The sequence below is a fragment of the Sinorhizobium sp. NFACC03 genome, from assembly GCF_900103435.1.
Lineage (GTDB): Bacteria > Pseudomonadota > Alphaproteobacteria > Rhizobiales > Rhizobiaceae > Ensifer.
This window is the reverse complement of the sequence record NZ_FMXF01000001.1, coordinates 597,421-613,628: the sequence shown is the minus strand read 5'-3', so window position 1 is coordinate 613,628 and position 16,208 is coordinate 597,421. Positions and strand designations below refer to the sequence as shown.

Below are 16,208 nucleotides of genomic sequence, written 5' to 3'. Positions count from 1 at the left end.
AACGTTTCAACTCCAGACCAAAGATCGGCGGCAGAAGAAAGGAAGTCAGCCCGATTGACAAGCCCGAACGGATTTCAATAGAAGATCATTGTTACGTTATAACATTATTCGGAGTTGCTTATGAAAACGCTCTTTTCAACCCTCATCGCTGCTGGCCTGTTTGCCGCCGTCGCCACACCCGCCTTCTCCCATGGCGCATGGATCGGCGAGCGCTGGGGAACGCTGGCGGTGATCTACGGCCACGGCCCCGCGGACGAATCCTATGATCCGGCCAAAGTGAAATCGGTCTCGGCCGTTGGCGAAGACGGTCAAGCGCTGCCGGTGACGATCGAGGCGGAAGACAATCACGCTAGGCTGAAACTCGATGGCAAGCCGGCGCTCGTCGCACTGGAGTTCGACAACGGCTATTGGAGCGAAGGCGCAGACGGCAAATGGGTGAACAAGCCCAGGAACGAGGTGCCCGGCGCCAAACAGGCGAGCCATTCGGTCAAATACAGCATCGCGCTGGTGCATGCGCATGGCGCACTGCCGGCCTTCCCGGCACAGCCGCTGCAGATCATCCCGCTCGACAACCCTGTTGGCCTGAAGCCGGGCGAGAAATTTCGCATCCGCCTATTGCTCGACGGCAAGCCGCTCGAAGGCAAGGAAATCACCCTCGACTATGCCGGATTGCCTGAGCTCGTCTCTGAAAAGACGAACGCGAATGGCGAAGCGGAAGTGACGCTGCGCAACGCCGGCGTCAACATTCTTGCCGTCAGCCACGCGATCCCGCTCGAAAGCAACATCGCCGCCGACAAGAAAGGTTTAACGGCCACGCTGACCTTCGTCGCCGAGCCGCACGTGCACGAATAGGCCTCCCGCCTCCCTCACCGCAATGCGGACCCAATCCTCGGGTTGGGGCCGAGATTGAGGTGGAGTTCAGAAGCACCGCCACGGCCCGGCAGGTATCCCTGCCGGGTCGTTTCCGGTCAGGCAACCAGCGCCTCGCCGCAACCGGGCACGTCTTCCAAGCGGTAGTAGACGGGAATGCCGCGTTCACGGGCGATGCGCACGTCGTTGTCGGCACCCTTGCTGTCGCCCGGCAGACGCAGCACCGCGTCGCACAGTGCCAGCAAGCGGCCGGCGACGGGATGGAAAATTTCCTCGTAGAGGTCGTCCCCGATGCGCTCGCCACCCGCCGCATTCCACACCGGCAGCGCCACCCATTCGCCGATGACAGGCACGTGCCCGGCCCGAAACAGCGCATAGGACGGCTCCTCCAGTCGCTTCAGGTTGGCGGCCATCTTGGCCGGGTCGTCTCCGGTTCCCGAGCGATAGGGCCCCGCGATCAAAATCAGCATGATCTTCTCCAAATTTCTGCACGAAATATCCAGATCATTCTGGAATATTCACGATATTTCGTGCAATATCGTGAAGAGTCAAGGAGGTATTCATGCTGACAACACAGAGACGGGCTTTGATTTCGGCACGGTTGGCGCGCGACGGCGAGATCGTCGCCAAGCGCCTGGCGGACGAACTGGACCTCTCGGAAGACACGATCCGGCGCGATCTCCGCGAGATGGCGGCGGAAGGTTTGCTGAAGCGCGTACATGGCGGCGCGCTGCCGCTGGTCCCGCCGCTACCAAACTTTACCGCACGGCAGGAGATTGCCGGCGACGTCAAACACCGGCTTGGGCGAAAGGCCGCGACGATGATCGAGGCGGGCCAGACGATCTTTCTCGACGGCGGCACGAGCAACGCGGAAATCGCGCGGGCACTGCCGCGGGAGATGCGGCTGACCGTCGTCACCCACAGCCCGACGATTGCCGCCGAGCTCGAACGCCACGAAGCCGAAGTGATCCTGATCGGTGGCCGGCTCTACAAACATTCGATGGTTGCGACGGGCGCGGCGGCGCTCACCGCCATCGCCGGCATCCGCATCGACCTGTTCTTCCTCGGCGTCACCGCCATTCATCCGGTTCACGGAGTTTCCACCGGCGACTTCGAGGAGGCGGCCGTCAAGCGCGCGATCCTCGCCCAGGCCGCCGACACCTATGTGCTTGCGACAGCGGAGAAATTCCACGCAGTTTCGCCACATCGCGTGGCCGGAATCGCCGATCTCGCCGGCTTCATCGTACCGGTGGAAATCGAGCGCCAGATGCTAACGCCCTATGACGACGCGAGCGTTGTGATGATCGGCGCCTGACGGTGCCAGCGCGCCGAGGCTGTCCGTGAGGGCTGCAGGCGAGAACCGTCGCCCGCGAACCTCAGGCGGCGAAAGCGTCCGTGATCCTGACGTCGCCGACATGGATGCCGTTCCAGTTGTACATCGAGTGATTTGCCTGCGCCATCAGGGCCGCGTGCAGGTCCGGCTCATCCCTGAAGAAGCGCGCAAGCGTTGCCGCCACCATCGCTTCGGCGGCGCGGGTCGTGCCGTCCTCGCATTTCAGCGCGATGGCGATGCCCTTTTCCGGGATGGCGGCACAGAACACGCCTTCGGCACCGGTCTTGGCGAAGATGCGGCCGGGGGCCGTTTTCATCAGCCGGGTGCAGGCGCGCTTGGTTCCGGCCACGTAGAAGGGCTCGACCATGCAGGCCTCGATCAGCCGCCTGGAGGCCCGGGCGCGTTCGGGTCCAAGACCGACGCCGGTCGCCATCTTGGCAAACCCGTGCGCCAGGCCCTTGAGCGGAACGGCGTAGGTCGGGATCGAGCAGCCGTCGACCCCGCAATTGTCCGTGCCGAGGATCGCCCCGGTCAGGCTTTCCATCGTGCCGCGGATTTCCTGCTGCAGCGGATGCTCGTAGCCGACATAGCCCTTCACCTCGGTGCCGGAATGGCAGCAGGCGCAGATGAAGCCTGAATGTTTGCCGGAGCAGTTGTTATGAAGCGCTGTCGGCGCCTCCAGGCTGCGGGCCTGGCCGATCAAGGTCCTCTGGTCGGACGACCAATGGGCGCCGCATTCGAGCGCCGAGACGTCGAGGCCCGCCGCCGCGAGCATCTTTGCGGCAAGCTCTACATGCTCCGGCTCGCCGGAATGGGAGGAGCAGGCAAGAGCCAGTTCCCTGTTGCCGAAACCGTAGGCGTCGGCCGCACCGCTTTCCATCAAGGGCAGCCCTTGCATCGCCTTGCAGGCGGAGCGCGGGAAAACGGCGGTGTCAGTCTCACCGAGCGAAAAGACGGTCCGGCCATCGCCGTCGACGGCGATCACAAGTCCGCGATGGCGACTTTCGACGAGGTTTCCGCGGGTGACTTCGACGAGAACGGGATTCGACATGCCTTGCCCTCAAATTTCCGAAATTGCTCCGTGCATTTAGCAGGAATCTTAAGGCAGGAAACGGAGTTTTCATGAAATTCGCCCGCAGGCTCGCCGCCGCCTTTCTCATCATCTACCTTCTGCCGGCGCTAGCCTCGGCCGGCTGGTGGTACATGCAGGACCGGCCACAGAGCTGGCGCTCTGCCGACTGGTCCTCGGCGGGCATCCTGCCGAAGACAGCCGAGAGCCCGATGCGGCGATCTACGTCTTTTCGGCAACGACCGGCGGCATGAAGGGCGCCGTCGCCAGCCACGCCTGGATCGTGACCAAGCAACAGGGCGCCCTCGCCTACAACCGCTACGACAAGGTCGGCTGGGGCAAGCCGATCCGCCGCAACGCCTATCCGGCCGATGCGCGCTGGTATTCGAACGAGCCGAGATTGGTTGTTTCGATCACCGGAACCGAAGCCAGCCGGCTGATCCCGAAGATCGAAGCGGCGATCGCAAGCTATCCCTATGACGCACCCGGCGGCTATCGGATCTGGCCGGGCCCGAACTCCAACACCTTCGTCGCCCACGTGCTGCGCTCCGTGCCGGAACTCGGCGCCGTGCTGCCGCCCGACGCCGTCGGCCGCGATTATCTGCCGGAGGGCAAGTTGTTCCAGATCGATGCCGATGGCCGTGACATGCACGCCACGCTCTATGGCGTCGCCGGTATCTCGGCTGGTGTTCGCAGCGGCCTCGAACTGCACTTTTTCGGCCTCGTCGCCGGATTTGATTTCGCGAAGCCCGGCATCAAGATCCCGGCGCTCGGACGCTTCGGGGTGTGATCTGCAAAGTTCCAACAGTTGAGGCTGAAGGCCCGGGCGGGGAATACCGAAAATGGAAAAGGGCCGCCCGAGGCGACCCTTCCCTGAGTTCTGGCCAAGTGAGTGGCCCGGGCTTTAGGCCCGAAGGAAGGCGGGGATCAAGCCGAGGGCTGCCTCGACGTGTTCACCTCTCCCATGCCCTTCACCAAGACCGAAATCCCATTAGACATTGGATCACCTTCCTTTCTGTTCGTTTCAGATGGCAACAAGGTAGGTGATCCCACGGTATTTGCAAGACCGACTAAGGTTTAATGGCGCAAATCACGTGGCGATCCGGGGATCACATGGACATGATGATCTTGCCGATATGGTCGCCGGTCTCCATCTCGCGATGCCCGTCCGCCACCTTGGCAAAGGGCAGCACGGAGTGGATCACCGGCGCGACCTTGCCCGCCTCGAGCAGCGGCCAGACCTTTGCCACCAAACCATCGCGGATCGCCTGCTTCTCCGCCGGCGTACGGGGACGGAGCGCCGAGCCCATCACATGCAGACGCTTTGTCAGGATCGGCGCGATGTTCGCCGCCTCGACCTTGGCGCCGCCGAGGAAGGCGATGATCGACAGGCGGCCGTCCTTCGCCAGCGAAGCGATGTTGCGGTCGAAGTAACGCCCGCCGACCATATCGAGGATGACGTCGACGCCGCGTCCATCCGTCTCTTCGATAACGACCGTTTTGAAGTCCTCTTCGCGATAGTTGATCGCGCGCTTGGCGCCGAGCGACTCGCAAGCCTGGCATTTCTCGGCGCTGCCGGCGGTGACGAAGACCTCGGCGCCGAAGGCCTTGGCAAGCTGGATCGCCGTCGTGCCGATGCCACTGGAGCCGCCATGGATGAGGATCGTTTCGCTCGCCTTCAAGCCGGCCATGTCGAAGACATTGGCCCAGACGGTGAAGAAGGTTTCGGGCAGAGCCGCCGCCTTCACCGCGTCATAGCCCTTCGGCCAGGCCAGCGCCTGGCTTGCCGGGACTGCCGCATATTCCGCATAGCCGCCGCCGTTGGCGAGCGCGCAGACTTTGTCTCCGATTTGAAATCCTTCCGCACCCGCGCCGAGCGCCACCACCTCGCCGGCCACTTCAAGGCCGAGGATCGGACTTGCACCCGGCGGTGGCGGATAGTCGCCCTTGCGCTGCAAGACATCGGGACGGTTGATGCCGGCCGCCTCCACCCGAACGAGGATGTCGCCCGGTTTGATCTCAGGCAACGGTCCCTTTTTCAGGACCATGTTTTCCGGTCCGCCTGGGGCCGGAAGATCGACGAAGTTCATTTCTGACGGAAGGGACATGGCACCACCTCATGCTGCTGATGTGCCACATCTAGCGCTGACGGCGTGCCGCGAAAAGGGTGGCGGTAGTATTGGCCGATCAGGGTTCGGCCGCCAGGAAGGACAGGATCTCGCCAGCCACCAGTGCCGGGCTTTCCCAATGAGGGTTGTGGCCATGGCCGGCCAAGCTGATCGAGCGCGCCGAGCCGATGGTTTCCGCCAGCAGCCGGCGATGCCCAGCGTCGAACAGCGGATCCTCACTGCCGCCGATCGCCAGCACCGGCAAACGCAACTGCCGCGCGGCGGCGCGAAGATCGGTCGCGGCAAGGCCATCGAGGATAGCGAGCCACGTCTGCGTCGGTATCTCTGCGGCCTCCTTGCGCATGTGCGCAAGGAACGCCGGGTCGACTGGTTGGTTGCAGGCGTGCCAGACATCGAAGAACGGGTGTTCCTGATCCAGCGGATCCTTCAACGCGCGGATCGCCCGCGCCGTTGGACTCCTCGCGTCGAGGCCCGGCTGCAGGCTGCCGGATAAAAGAACGAGGGCCCGGACCAGGTCCGGGCGAAGGGCGGCAAGCGCAATGGCGGTCATTGCCCCCATGGAATGGCCGATGACGACGATATCCCTCAGCGCCAGCCTATCGGCCAGACAAGCGAGATCCCGCGAAAAATCGGCAACCGTTGCCCCCGGCCCCGCCTGCGACGCGCCGTGGCCGGCGAGATCCGGAATGATCAGTCGATAGCCCACGAGGTGGGGCGCGACCAGCGAGAAAGAGCGGCTATTGTCGGAATAGCCGTGGAGCAGCAACAGCGCCGGCCCCTCGCCGCGATCGACATAGGCGAACTGGCGCCCGCCGGGCAGTTCGAGCCGCCGCTTCAGCGGCGACCAATCTTGCTGGTCGATGACGATCACAGTCCGAGCGCGGCCTTGACCGCGGCAAGCCCCGGCTGCCCGTCGAAGGTCGTCACCCCGGAAAGCCAGGCGTCGAGCCGCTGCGGCTCCTGCTCGATGGCCTTCTTGCCGGCCTCCTCCGGCGCCAGCCCGTCGCTCATCAGGGAACCCATGCCGCGGTTCTCGAAGTCGATATCGAAGCTCAGATTGTTGAGGAGCCTGGCGACATTCGGGCATTCCTGCAGGTAGCCCTTGCGCACCTGGGTCGAAACGGTCGCCGCGCCAAAGTCCGGTCCATAGAACTTGTCGCCGCCGGTCAGATACTTGATCGACAGGGCCGTGTTCATCGGATGCGGCGCCCAGCCCTGAAAGACGATGAAGGACTTGTCGCGAACCCGGCGCGTGACTTCCGCCAGCATGCCTTGCTCGCTTGATTCCACCACTTCCCAGCCATCAAGCCCGAGGCCCTGGTCCTTGACGGCATCCAGCATCAGCTGGTTGGAGCCGGGCTCGATGCCGTACATCTTCTTCTCGAATTTGTCGGCAAAGGTCTTCAGGTCCGCGAAATCCCTGACGCCCGCCTCCCAGACATAATCGGGTACGGCGAACGTGTACTTGGCCCCCTTCAGATTGGTGCGGACGGTTTCAACCGAACCGTCGTCCTTGTAGGGCTTGTAATAGGAGACCATCGCCGGGTCCCAATAGCCAAGGAAGACGTCGAGATCGCCGCTGCGCAGACTGGTGTAGATGACGTCAATGCCGAGCAGCTTGCTTTCGGGTTCATAACCCAATGCCTTGAGGACTGTCAGCCCGACGCCCGTGGTGAACGCCAGATCGTTCCAACCGGGCTCGGCCAGCCGGACTTGCCGACAGGATTGCGCCTCGCCGGCCAAGGCCGGAGAGGCGACGGCGACAACGGCAATGGTGGACATCAACAGTTTCAGCTTCGGCATCGCATCCTCCAGTTTGTCCATTCGGACTAATAATTGTCCCATGGGTCAACATTTGATCTTTCCGGAAAGTTTGTCAATGTGGGAATCGTTTGGAGGCGGCTGATGCGACTGACGAGGATAAGCGAGATCAGGCGGCGCGAGCTGCGCCGCGCGGCCTTTGAGGTGCTGCAGAAAGAGGGCATGGCCGGCGCGACGCTGGAGAAGGTCGCGACACACGCCGGCGCCTCCAAGGGCATCGTGCTGCATTATTTCGCCAACAAACAGGAGCTTTTCGAACATGCCATGCGCGAGGCGAACGCCGCGCTCAAGGAAGCGGTGGTCGTTCGGCTGAACCGCGCACGCACGCCGCGCGAGCGGCTAGAGGCGATCATTGAGGCGAACTTCGAGGAGCGCTTCTTCCAGCCTTCGGTCTGCCATGCCTGGCTTTCCCTTTGTGCCGAAGTTCCGCGCGAGCCGCAGCTTGCCCGCATCCAGAAGGTGATCCACGCGCGCATGCGCTCGAACCTGCTTTCCGCGCTCGTGGACCTGTTGCCGGCAGAAGACTGCGAGACCGTGGCGCTCGGCATCACTTCATTGATCGACGGCCTTTGGCTTAGGCTCGGATTGCAATCGGAAGGGCTGACGCGCGACACGGCGCTTTCCCAGATGCGCGACTATCTCGCCCATCGCATACCCGCGACCTAAGCGAGCCCGAAGACGGGAAATCAGCCGCCGAGTGCGTCCATGACAAGACCGGCTTCGCTGGTCTTGGCGCGGGATTTGATTTCGGCGATGCGGGCGCTGACGGCCTGGGCATCGGAAAAGACGAAGCCCTCCGGCAGGCCGAGGACGGCGATCGAGCAGCGCATCAGCGCGAATTCCTTCGGCGCACCGTCGCGACCATGGCCGCTGATGCGGCCCTCGGCCTGGTGCTCCGCCGAGTAGAGCTGGCGCACGTCGGAGCGGAAATCGTCCAGCAGGCGGTTCAGCACCGCCTCCAGCTCCTCGACCGAACAGCCGCTGATGCCGACGAAGAAATCATCTCCTCCGACATGGCCGAGGAACTTCTCCTCGCCGATGAAGTGGCGGCGCAGGAGCGCGGCAAACAGCGTGATCGCGAGATCGCCCTTCTGGAAGCCGTAGGTGTCGTTGAACGGCTTGAAGTCGTCGAAGTCGCAATAGCAGAAATAGCGGGTCTGATCGCCGTCGAGGATCGCGTCCTGGACGTAGTCGCGGATGGCGCGGTTGCCGGGCAGGCCCGTCAGCGGGTTCTGCTCCTGCGCCATCTTGAGCTGCTTTTCGTTGATGATCTTCAGAAGCGACGAGGCCGAAAGCGTACCGGCGTAACGCATGTTCTCCGTAAGGATCAGGCAATCGCTGCCGTCCATGCCGGCGAAGATCTTCAGCATTTCATCCGCGGGCGTATCGAGATCGGCGATCGGTGCCGGGCTGACGAAATGCGAGATCCGCCGCTGGTAGATCCGGTTCTTGAGGAGATCACGGCCGAAGGGGTGATAGATCAGCTCCTTGACGTGATACTCATGCAGAATGCCGCGCGGCTCGCCATTGGCGTTCAGAACCGGGAAGAAGCCCTGGCGCGGGTTTCGCCGGAAGAGATCGAAGACGGAATCGAGTTCATCGCTTTCGCGCACCGTCGGCAGTTGCTCGATCTGCTTGCGGATCAGGATACTGTCGAGCGAGGACGAGGGTCGCCTCACGCTGACGCTCTGATCGAGATGCGGATAGGCGGGCAGAAGCTCGCTGAGATGGGTGGTCGGCCGGGCGACGTAATAGCCCTGCACGAGATCGCAGCCGAGGTCGCGGCAGGTGAGGAACTCCGCCTCCGTCTCGACGCCCTCGGCGATGACCCGCGTACCAAGCACATGCGCGGTGTTGACGGTGTGGCGCACGAGGTGGCGCTTGCGGGCGTCAGCCTCGATGCCGGAGATGAAGTGCCTGTCGATCTTCACGTAATCGACCGGCTGGTCGCAGAGCAGCTTCAGCCCGTTGAAGCCAGCCCCGAAATCGTCAATGGCGAGCTTGAAGCCGGCGAGCCGGAGATCGCGCACGAGCGCGGAGAAGTCCGGCATCTTGCCGCTGTCGAAACGCTCGGAAAGCTCGAAGCAGAGCGACGAAGGGGCGATACCGGCGCGCTTCAGATGGTTGACGAGGCGCTCGACGATGTCGCCCTCGCCGCCGACGAGGCGCGAGTCGAAATTCAGAAACAGGGTGCGGGCGGAATGATCGGGCAGCGTCGCGAAGCCGGCGACGGCGCGGCTGTTGATCATGTGCTCCAGCGCCAGCAATTGCCCGGCTTCTTCCGCCTTGTCGAGCAGTTCCAGCGGCGAGGCAAAGCCCAGTTTCTGGAAGCCGCGCATCAGCGATTCGTAACCGAAGACGGTGCCGGTCGCCGCTTCGGTGATCGGCTGGAAGGCACTCTCGATCACCAGCTTGGCGAGCGTGACGATCTGGTCGTCGCCGAACCGGCGCAACGAGAGGATTTCGGCGGGGGCGGCGGACATGCCGGGCTCCAGAGACAGGGGAACGGACGATCGGACGCCGGCAGCATGGCCGCCAACTATCAACGAAGTCTTTCCCCATTATGAAGCTTTGATGAAAGGTATATGACAGTCGCTACCGCCCTTGATCTACTGCAAACATTCTAATGAAATCAGTAGTTTCATGAGCGATTGCTGCGGTTGCCCGGGCGCCGATAACGGCCGCTTTCGTACGGCCGGGCACCCAGCTCGGAACCCCACAGGAAGGGGGCGGTTATCCCTTCGCCAGCACGCCGAAGGCGATCAGCGACAGGCCCTGCATCACCAGGTCGACGGCGAGGAAAAGGCCGAGGATCCAGAGACTGTTGACCGGCCAGCCGGCGGCGATGATGAGGCCGGCGGCAAGCGTGACCAGACCGCCGAGTGCCACCCATCCCCAGCCTTGTACTGGCCTGAGCTTGAGACCGACCCAGATGCGGAAGCAGCCGGCGACGATGAGGGCGATCGCCATCACGAAGGTCAGGAAGGACGAGGCAAGCAAGGGATTGATGAAGGCAAACAGGCCGGCGATCGTATAACAGGCGCCGCTGAGCCCCCAGTAAAGTACGCTTTCCCAGCCCTTGACCTGGAAGGCGTGGGCGAGATTGAAAAGCCCGCCGACCAGCATGATGATCCCGACATAATAGACCGAAGCGACCGTGGCCATCAGCAGATTGCCGAAGGCAAGGCCACCGCACATGATGAGCAGCACGCCGAGTGCTACGAACCACCCCCATTTGCGGGCAACCGCCGTCTTGTCGGCGTGATCGAATGCATGGGTCATTTCAACCTCCAGTCCTTCAGATCGCGGGATCGCTACCGGGAGGATTGAGCCGGATTTCTTCGAAAAAGGGAAGCGAAAACACCGAAGATCTTTATTGATTGATGAGTCAATCAAAAATAAACTGACCTCCGTCAAGGGAGAGACGGATGCCAAAGGTCGGAATGGAGCCAGTGCGCCGCAAGGCGCTGGTGGACGCAGCACTTCGCGTGATCGGCGACCAGGGCACGCTGACCGTCACCATGTCCGAGATCGCCCGCCACGCCGGCGTCTCCCCTGCCCTTGCCCACCACTATTTCGGCAGCAAGGAACAATTGCTGATCGAGACGATCCGCAGCCTTCTACGGCAGTTGCGCGACGACACGGTGACGGCGCTTCGCACGGTGGCAGGCCCACGCGAAAGGCTGAGCGCCTTGATCCGCGTCTCCTTCCAGGCAAGCCAGTTCGCCCCAGATACGATTGCCGCATGGCTCGCCTTCTATTCGGAGGCGCAACGGTCTGAGGAGGTGCGGCGGCTGCTCGTCGTCTATGCCCGGCGCCTGCGCTCCAACCTCATGGCGAGCCTCAAGGCCCTTTGTGCCGACGATGACGCGGAACGCATCGCTGAAGGCGCTGCTGCGATGATCGACGGGCTTTATATCCGCCAGAGTCTGCGCTCCGCGCCGATCAGCATCGAAGCATCGATCGCGCTCACGGAAGACTACGTCAGCTCGCACATCGATCGGCTCAAATACCAGGGAACGGCCGCATGACAGCAAGATCGAACATCCTGATCATCATGGTCGACCAGCTGAACGGAAAGCTCTTTCCGGACGGACCGGCCGCGTTCCTGCATGCGCCGAACCTGAAAGCGCTCGCCGCGCGCTCGGCCCGCTTCCGCAACAACTACACCTCGTCGCCGCTCTGCGCCCCTGCCCGCGCCTCGTTCATGGCCGGGCAATTGCCGAGCCGCACCCGCGTCTACGACAACGCTGCCGAGTACCAGTCCTCGATCCCGACCTATGCGCATCATCTGCGCCGCGCCGGCTACTACACGGCTCTGTCGGGCAAGATGCATTTCGTCGGGCCGGACCAGCTGCACGGCTTCGAGGAGCGGCTGACGACCGACATCTACCCGGCCGATTTCGGCTGGACGCCCGATTATCGCAAGCCCGGCGAGCGCATCGACTGGTGGTACCACAATCTCGGCTCTGTCACGGGCGCCGGCGTCGCCGAGATCACCAACCAGATGGAATATGACGACGAGGTCGCCTTCCTCGCCAATCAGAAGCTCTATCAGCTCTCGCGCGAAAACGACGACGCGACACGCCGTCTCTGGTGCCTGACCGTCTCCTTCACCCACCCGCACGACCCCTATGTGGCGCGCAAGAAATTCTGGGATCTCTACGAGGATTGCGAGCATCTGCTGCCCGAGATCGGCATGCTGGCGGAGGACCAGCAGGACCCGCATTCCAAGCGCATCATGCATTCCTGCGACTATGTCAATTTCGACCTGACGGAAGACAATATCCGCCGGTCGCGCCAGGCCTACTTCGCCAATATCTCCTATCTCGACGAGAAGGTCGGAGAGCTCATCGACACGCTGACGCGCACCCGCATGCTCGACGACACGCTGATCCTTTTCTGCTCGGATCACGGCGACATGCTCGGCGAGCGCGGCCTGTGGTTCAAGATGAATTTCTTCGAAGGTTCAGCCCGCGTGCCGCTGATGGTCGCAGGCCCCGGTGTGACGCCGGGTCTGCACTTGGCCCCGACCTCCAATCTCGACGTGACGCCGACGCTTGCCGATCTCGCCGGTATTTCGATGGACGAGGTGAAGCCGTGGACCGACGGCATGAGTCTCGTGCCCATGATCAAAGGTGAGGAGCGCAGCGAGCCGGTGCTGATGGAATATGCAGCGGAAGCTTCTTACGCCCCGCTCGTCGCCATCCGCGAGGGCAAGTGGAAATACATCCACTGCGCGCTCGATCCGGATCAGCTCTACGATCTCGACGCCGACCCGCTGGAACTGAAGAATCTGGCGGCCCATCCGGAAACGCAGGTGCAGGCGGCAACGCTGCAGGCCTTCCGCGAGATGTGCGCCACCCATTGGGACATGGAGGCTTTCGACGCGGCCGTGCGCGAAAGCCAGGCGCGGCGCTGGGTGGTCTACGAGGCGCTCCGCAACGGTGCCTACTACCCCTGGGATCACCAGCCGCTGCAGAAAGCATCCGAGCGCTACATGCGCAACCATATGAACCTCGACAATCTCGAGGAATCCAAACGCTATCCGCGGGGAGAATGACATGAAAGCCCAACCGCAAGCCTCGCACTTCATCGACGGCGAATATGTCGAGGACATCGAAGGCACCGTCATCGAGAGCATCTATCCGGCGACCGGCGAAGTGATCGCCCGGCTGCATGCGGCAACGCCGGCGATCGTCGAAAAGGCGATTGCAGCCGCCAAGCGCGCTCAACCGGAATGGGCGGCGATGAGCCCGACGGCCCGTGGCCGTATTTTGAAGCGCGCTGCCGAGATCATGCGCGAGCGCAACCGCGAGCTCTCGGAGCTCGAGACGCTCGATACCGGCAAGCCGATCCAAGAGACGATCGTCGCCGATCCGACGTCCGGTGCCGACAGTTTCGAATTCTTCGGTGGCGTCATCGCCACGGCGCTCAACGGCGACTACATCCCGCTCGGCGGCGATTTTGCCTATACCAAGCGCGTGCCGCTCGGCGTCTGCGTGGGTATCGGCGCCTGGAACTATCCGCAGCAGATCGCCTGCTGGAAGGGTGCGCCGGCGCTTGCCGCCGGCAATGCCATGGTCTTCAAGCCGTCGGAGAACACGCCGCTCGGCGCGCTGAAGATCGCCGAGATCCTGGTCGAGGCCGGCCTGCCGAAGGGCCTCTACAACGTCATCCAGGGGGATCGCACCACCGGTCCGTTGCTCGTCAACCATCCTGACGTCGCCAAGGTGTCGCTGACCGGCTCCGTGCCGACAGGCAAGAAGGTAGCCGGTGCGGCCGCAGCCGAACTCAAGCACGTCACCATGGAGCTCGGCGGCAAGTCGCCGCTGATCGTCTTCGACGATGCCGATCTCGAAAGCGCCATCGGCGGCGCCATGCTCGGCAATTTCTATTCGACCGGCCAGGTCTGCTCCAACGGCACCCGCGTTTTCGTGCAGAAAGGCATCAAGGAACAGTTCCTCACCCGGCTGAAGGCCCGCACCGAGGCGATCGTCATCGGCGACCCGATGGACGAGGCGACGCAGCTCGGCCCAATGGTATCGATGCCGCAGCGCGACAAGGTCTTTTCCTATATCGAGAAGGGCAAGGCGGAGGGCGCACGGCTCCTGACCGGCGGCGGCATTCCGAATGCCGTCAACGCAGAAGGCACCTACATCCAGCCGACGGTTTTTGCCGACGTCACCGACGACATGACGATCGCCCGCGAAGAGATCTTCGGGCCGGTCATGTGCGTGCTCGATTTCGACGACGAGGCCGAGGTGATCGCGCGGGCCAATGCGACCGAATTCGGCCTTTCGGCCGGCGTCTTCACCGCCGACATCACCCGCGCGCACCGCGTCGTCGATCAGCTCGAGGCCGGGACGCTGTGGATCAACACCTACAACCTTTGCCCGGTGGAGATCCCGTTCGGCGGCTCGAAGCAGTCCGGCTTCGGCCGCGAGAATTCGGTCGCCGCGCTCAACCACTACAGCGAATTGAAGACCGTCTATGTCGGCATGGGGCCGGTACAGGCGCCGTATTGAGAATTGGGGCCTCCATCGAGAGGCGGCTCCACCTCCCTCATCCTCGGGCGAGCGAAGCGAGTTCCGGGGATCCAGCAGCGCCACGTCTGTGGCGCACAAGAGTCTTCAAGCGACAGACGTCGCTTGGCTGGATTCCTGTGACACGCACAGGAATGAGGGGTGAAAGCGCCAGATAGGTCGAACGCGAGACGCTAGAAGAAAGACCACGCTTATGCAGGCAGATTACATCATCATCGGCTCCGGCTCCGCCGGTTCGGCGCTCGCCTACCGCTTGTCCGAAGACGGCAAGAACACGGTGCTGGTGCTGGAATATGGCGGCTCGGATATCGGCCCCTTCATCCAGATGCCGGCGGCCCTTGCCTGGCCGATGAGCATGAAGCGCTACAACTGGGGCTATCTCTCCGAACCGGAACCGAATCTCAACAACCGGCGCATCACCGCGCCGCGGGGCAAGGTGATCGGCGGCTCCTCCTCGATCAACGGTCTCGTCTATGTGCGCGGCCATGCGGAAGACTACAACCGCTGGGACGAGCTCGGCGCACGCGGCTGGGCCTATGCGGACGTGCTTCCCTATTTCAAGCGCATGGAAAAATCGCATGGCGGCGAAGCCGGCTGGCGCGGCACCGACGGGCCGCTGCACGTCAAGCGCGGCCCGGTCCACAACCCGCTGTTCCACGCCTTCATCGAAGCGGGCCAACAGGCCGGCTTCGAACTCACCGACGATTACAACGGCTCGAAGCAGGAAGGCTTCGGGCTGATGGAGCAGACCGTCTGGCAGGGACGGCGCTGGTCGGCGGCGAACGCCTACCTGAAGCCGGCAATGAAACGGCAAAACGTCTCGCTCGTGCGCTGCTTCGCCCGCCGGATCATCATCGAGAACGGCCGGGCGACCGGGGTCGAGATCGAGCGCGGCGGCAAGATCGAGATCGTCAAGGCGAACCGTGAGGTGATCGTCTCGGCCTCGTCGTTCAATTCGCCGAAACTGCTGATGCTCTCGGGCATTGGTCCAGCACAGCACCTCAAGGACATGGGTATCGAGGTGAAGGTCGACCGGCCCGGCGTCGGCCAGAACCTGCAGGACCACATGGAGTTCTATTTCCAGCAGATTTCGACCAAGCCTGTGTCGCTCTATTCCTGGCTGCCGTGGTTCTGGCAGGGCGTTGCCGGCGCGCAATGGCTGTTCTTCAAGAAGGGCCTCGGCATCTCCAATCAGTTCGAGGCCTGCGCCTTCCTGCGCTCCGCACCCGGCGTCAAGCAGCCGGATATCCAGTACCACTTCCTGCCGGTGGCGATCAGCTACGACGGCAAGGCGGCCGCCAACACGCACGGCTTCCAGGTGCATGTCGGCTACAATCTTTCCAAGTCGCGCGGCAACGTCACGCTGCGCTCCTCCGATCCGATGGCCGATCCTGTCATCCGCTTTAATTATATGAGCCACCCGGAGGACTGGGAGAAGTTCCGCCACTGCGTGCGCCTCACCCGCGAGATCTTCGGCCAGAAGGCTTTCGACCACTATCGCGGTCCGGAGATCCAGCCGGGCGAGAAGGTGCAGTCGGACGAGCAGATCGACGAATTTCTGCGCGAGCACCTGGAAAGCGCCTATCACCCTTGCGGCACCTGCAAGATGGGCGCCAAGGACGATCCGATGGCGGTTGTCGATCCGGAAACCCGCGTCATCGGCGTCGATGGCCTGCGCGTCGCCGACAGCTCGATCTTCCCGCATGTGACCTACGGCAACCTCAACAGCCCGTCGATCATGACCGGCGAGAAGGCAGCCGACCACATTCTCGGCAAGCAGCCGCTGGCGCGCTCCAACCAGGAGCCGTGGATCAACCCGCGCTGGGAGGTCAGCGACCGATAAGGATCGCGTGCACCAGAGCGCCGTGCGTTCAGACGAACGCACGGCGCTCTAGCACTTTGATTCTAGAGCATCTTATCCGCTTTCAGTGATTCCACTT

14 protein-coding genes and 1 pseudogene are annotated in these 16,208 nt (G+C 63.0%); 8 read left to right on the top strand and 7 right to left on the bottom strand.

The window, feature by feature from the left end; genetic code table 11:
- Nucleotides 1-120: 120 nt before the first annotated feature.
- Nucleotides 121-852 carry a DUF4198 domain-containing protein gene (locus BLU35_RS02960; protein WP_093232095.1) on the top strand — a complete coding sequence of 244 codons (732 nt, stop codon included), beginning with the start codon at nucleotides 121-123 and terminating at the stop codon, nucleotides 850-852.
- 116 nt (nucleotides 853-968) lie between these two features.
- Here BLU35_RS02960 and BLU35_RS02955 read toward each other — a convergent pair whose 3' ends face one another.
- Nucleotides 969-1,340 (bottom strand): hypothetical protein, encoded by a 372-nt coding sequence (locus BLU35_RS02955; RefSeq protein WP_057250555.1) that lies wholly within the window; start codon nucleotides 1,338-1,340, stop codon nucleotides 969-971.
- Nucleotides 1,341-1,432: 92 nt separating this feature from the next.
- Between BLU35_RS02955 and BLU35_RS02950 the strand changes: the two genes are divergently transcribed.
- Nucleotides 1,433-2,185 (top strand): DeoR/GlpR family DNA-binding transcription regulator, encoded by a 753-nt coding sequence (locus BLU35_RS02950; RefSeq protein ID WP_093232094.1) that lies wholly within the window; start codon nucleotides 1,433-1,435, stop codon nucleotides 2,183-2,185.
- Nucleotides 2,186-2,246: 61 nt separating this feature from the next.
- Here BLU35_RS02950 and BLU35_RS02945 read toward each other — a convergent pair whose 3' ends face one another.
- Entirely contained in the window at nucleotides 2,247-3,254 is a 1,008-nt protein-coding gene (locus tag BLU35_RS02945) for an asparaginase (RefSeq protein WP_093232093.1), read from the bottom strand.
- A gap of 71 nt (nucleotides 3,255-3,325) precedes the next feature.
- Here BLU35_RS02945 and BLU35_RS02940 point away from each other — a divergent pair.
- Nucleotides 3,326-4,062 (top strand): annotated as a pseudogene (locus BLU35_RS02940) (DUF3750 domain-containing protein).
- A 319-nt stretch (nucleotides 4,063-4,381) separates the two neighbouring features.
- Here BLU35_RS02940 and BLU35_RS02935 read toward each other — a convergent pair.
- The 3 genes from BLU35_RS02935 to choX all read right to left on the bottom strand — a co-directional run bounded on the left by BLU35_RS02935 (nucleotide 4,382) and on the right by choX (nucleotide 7,204).
- Nucleotides 4,382-5,380 (bottom strand): NAD(P)H-quinone oxidoreductase, encoded by a 999-nt coding sequence (locus tag BLU35_RS02935; protein WP_057250563.1) that lies wholly within the window; start codon nucleotides 5,378-5,380, stop codon nucleotides 4,382-4,384.
- A gap of 79 nt (nucleotides 5,381-5,459) precedes the next feature.
- On the bottom strand, nucleotides 5,460-6,272 hold the full coding sequence (locus BLU35_RS02930) for an alpha/beta fold hydrolase (RefSeq protein WP_063893296.1): 813 nt from the start codon (nucleotides 6,270-6,272) through the stop codon (nucleotides 5,460-5,462).
- Nucleotides 6,269-7,204: a choline ABC transporter substrate-binding protein gene (gene choX / locus BLU35_RS02925; RefSeq protein ID WP_057250565.1), complete on the bottom strand. Its 936-nt coding sequence runs from the start codon at nucleotides 7,202-7,204 to the stop codon at nucleotides 6,269-6,271. Before choX ends, BLU35_RS02930 begins: the two co-directional genes overlap by 4 nt.
- 102 nt (nucleotides 7,205-7,306) lie before the next feature.
- Between choX and betI (BLU35_RS02920) the strand changes: the two genes are divergently transcribed.
- Nucleotides 7,307-7,888 carry a choline-binding transcriptional repressor BetI gene (betI, locus tag BLU35_RS02920; protein WP_057250567.1) on the top strand — a complete coding sequence of 194 codons (582 nt, stop codon included), beginning with the start codon at nucleotides 7,307-7,309 and terminating at the stop codon, nucleotides 7,886-7,888.
- Between the two features lie 20 nt (nucleotides 7,889-7,908).
- Here betI (BLU35_RS02920) and BLU35_RS02915 read toward each other — a convergent pair whose 3' ends face one another.
- Both BLU35_RS02915 and BLU35_RS02910 read right to left on the bottom strand, forming a co-directional pair.
- Nucleotides 7,909-9,705 carry a GGDEF domain-containing protein gene (locus BLU35_RS02915; protein WP_058320347.1) on the bottom strand — a complete coding sequence of 599 codons (1,797 nt, stop codon included), beginning with the start codon at nucleotides 9,703-9,705 and terminating at the stop codon, nucleotides 7,909-7,911.
- 250 nt (nucleotides 9,706-9,955) lie between these two features.
- On the bottom strand, nucleotides 9,956-10,504 hold the full coding sequence (locus BLU35_RS02910; RefSeq protein ID WP_093232092.1) for an HdeD family acid-resistance protein: 549 nt from the start codon (nucleotides 10,502-10,504) through the stop codon (nucleotides 9,956-9,958).
- 146 nt (nucleotides 10,505-10,650) lie between these two features.
- Here BLU35_RS02910 and betI (BLU35_RS02905) point away from each other — a divergent pair, with 146 nt between their 5' ends.
- From betI (BLU35_RS02905) to betA, 4 genes are all read left to right on the top strand, one after another.
- Nucleotides 10,651-11,253 (top strand): transcriptional regulator BetI, encoded by a 603-nt coding sequence (betI, locus tag BLU35_RS02905; RefSeq protein ID WP_057250573.1) that lies wholly within the window; start codon nucleotides 10,651-10,653, stop codon nucleotides 11,251-11,253.
- Nucleotides 11,250-12,785, top strand: coding sequence for a choline-sulfatase (betC, locus tag BLU35_RS02900; RefSeq protein WP_093232091.1), 1,536 nt, complete (start codon nucleotides 11,250-11,252; stop codon nucleotides 12,783-12,785). The genes betI (BLU35_RS02905) and betC overlap by 4 nt, the downstream gene beginning before the upstream one ends.
- A gap of 1 nt (nucleotide 12,786) precedes the next feature.
- Nucleotides 12,787-14,250 (top strand): betaine-aldehyde dehydrogenase, encoded by a 1,464-nt coding sequence (gene betB / locus BLU35_RS02895; RefSeq protein WP_057250578.1) that lies wholly within the window; start codon nucleotides 12,787-12,789, stop codon nucleotides 14,248-14,250.
- A gap of 211 nt (nucleotides 14,251-14,461) precedes the next feature.
- Nucleotides 14,462-16,111: a choline dehydrogenase gene (gene betA / locus BLU35_RS02890; protein WP_093232090.1), complete on the top strand. Its 1,650-nt coding sequence runs from the start codon at nucleotides 14,462-14,464 to the stop codon at nucleotides 16,109-16,111.
- Nucleotides 16,112-16,208: the final 97 nt, after the last annotated feature.

What these genes read in the sequence shown, in the direction of transcription:
- BLU35_RS02960 (WP_093232095.1), top strand. Translation starts at nt 121, where the DNA reads ATGAAAACGCTCTTTTCAACCCTCATCGCTGCTGGCCTGTTTGCCGCC.
- BLU35_RS02955 (WP_057250555.1), bottom strand. Translation starts at nt 1,340, where the DNA reads ATGCTGATTTTGATCGCGGGGCCCTATCGCTCGGGAACCGGAGACGAC.
- BLU35_RS02950 (WP_093232094.1), top strand. Translation starts at nt 1,433, where the DNA reads ATGCTGACAACACAGAGACGGGCTTTGATTTCGGCACGGTTGGCGCGC.
- BLU35_RS02945 (WP_093232093.1), bottom strand. Translation starts at nt 3,254, where the DNA reads ATGTCGAATCCCGTTCTCGTCGAAGTCACCCGCGGAAACCTCGTCGAA.
- BLU35_RS02935 (WP_057250563.1), bottom strand. Translation starts at nt 5,380, where the DNA reads ATGTCCCTTCCGTCAGAAATGAACTTCGTCGATCTTCCGGCCCCAGGC.
- choX (WP_057250565.1), bottom strand. Translation starts at nt 7,204, where the DNA reads ATGCCGAAGCTGAAACTGTTGATGTCCACCATTGCCGTTGTCGCCGTC.
- betI (WP_057250567.1), top strand. Translation starts at nt 7,307, where the DNA reads ATGCGACTGACGAGGATAAGCGAGATCAGGCGGCGCGAGCTGCGCCGC.
- BLU35_RS02915 (WP_058320347.1), bottom strand. Translation starts at nt 9,705, where the DNA reads ATGTCCGCCGCCCCCGCCGAAATCCTCTCGTTGCGCCGGTTCGGCGAC.
- BLU35_RS02910 (WP_093232092.1), bottom strand. Translation starts at nt 10,504, where the DNA reads ATGACCCATGCATTCGATCACGCCGACAAGACGGCGGTTGCCCGCAAA.
- betI (WP_057250573.1), top strand. Translation starts at nt 10,651, where the DNA reads ATGCCAAAGGTCGGAATGGAGCCAGTGCGCCGCAAGGCGCTGGTGGAC.
- betC (WP_093232091.1), top strand. Translation starts at nt 11,250, where the DNA reads ATGACAGCAAGATCGAACATCCTGATCATCATGGTCGACCAGCTGAAC.
- betB (WP_057250578.1), top strand. Translation starts at nt 12,787, where the DNA reads ATGAAAGCCCAACCGCAAGCCTCGCACTTCATCGACGGCGAATATGTC.
- betA (WP_093232090.1), top strand. Translation starts at nt 14,462, where the DNA reads ATGCAGGCAGATTACATCATCATCGGCTCCGGCTCCGCCGGTTCGGCG.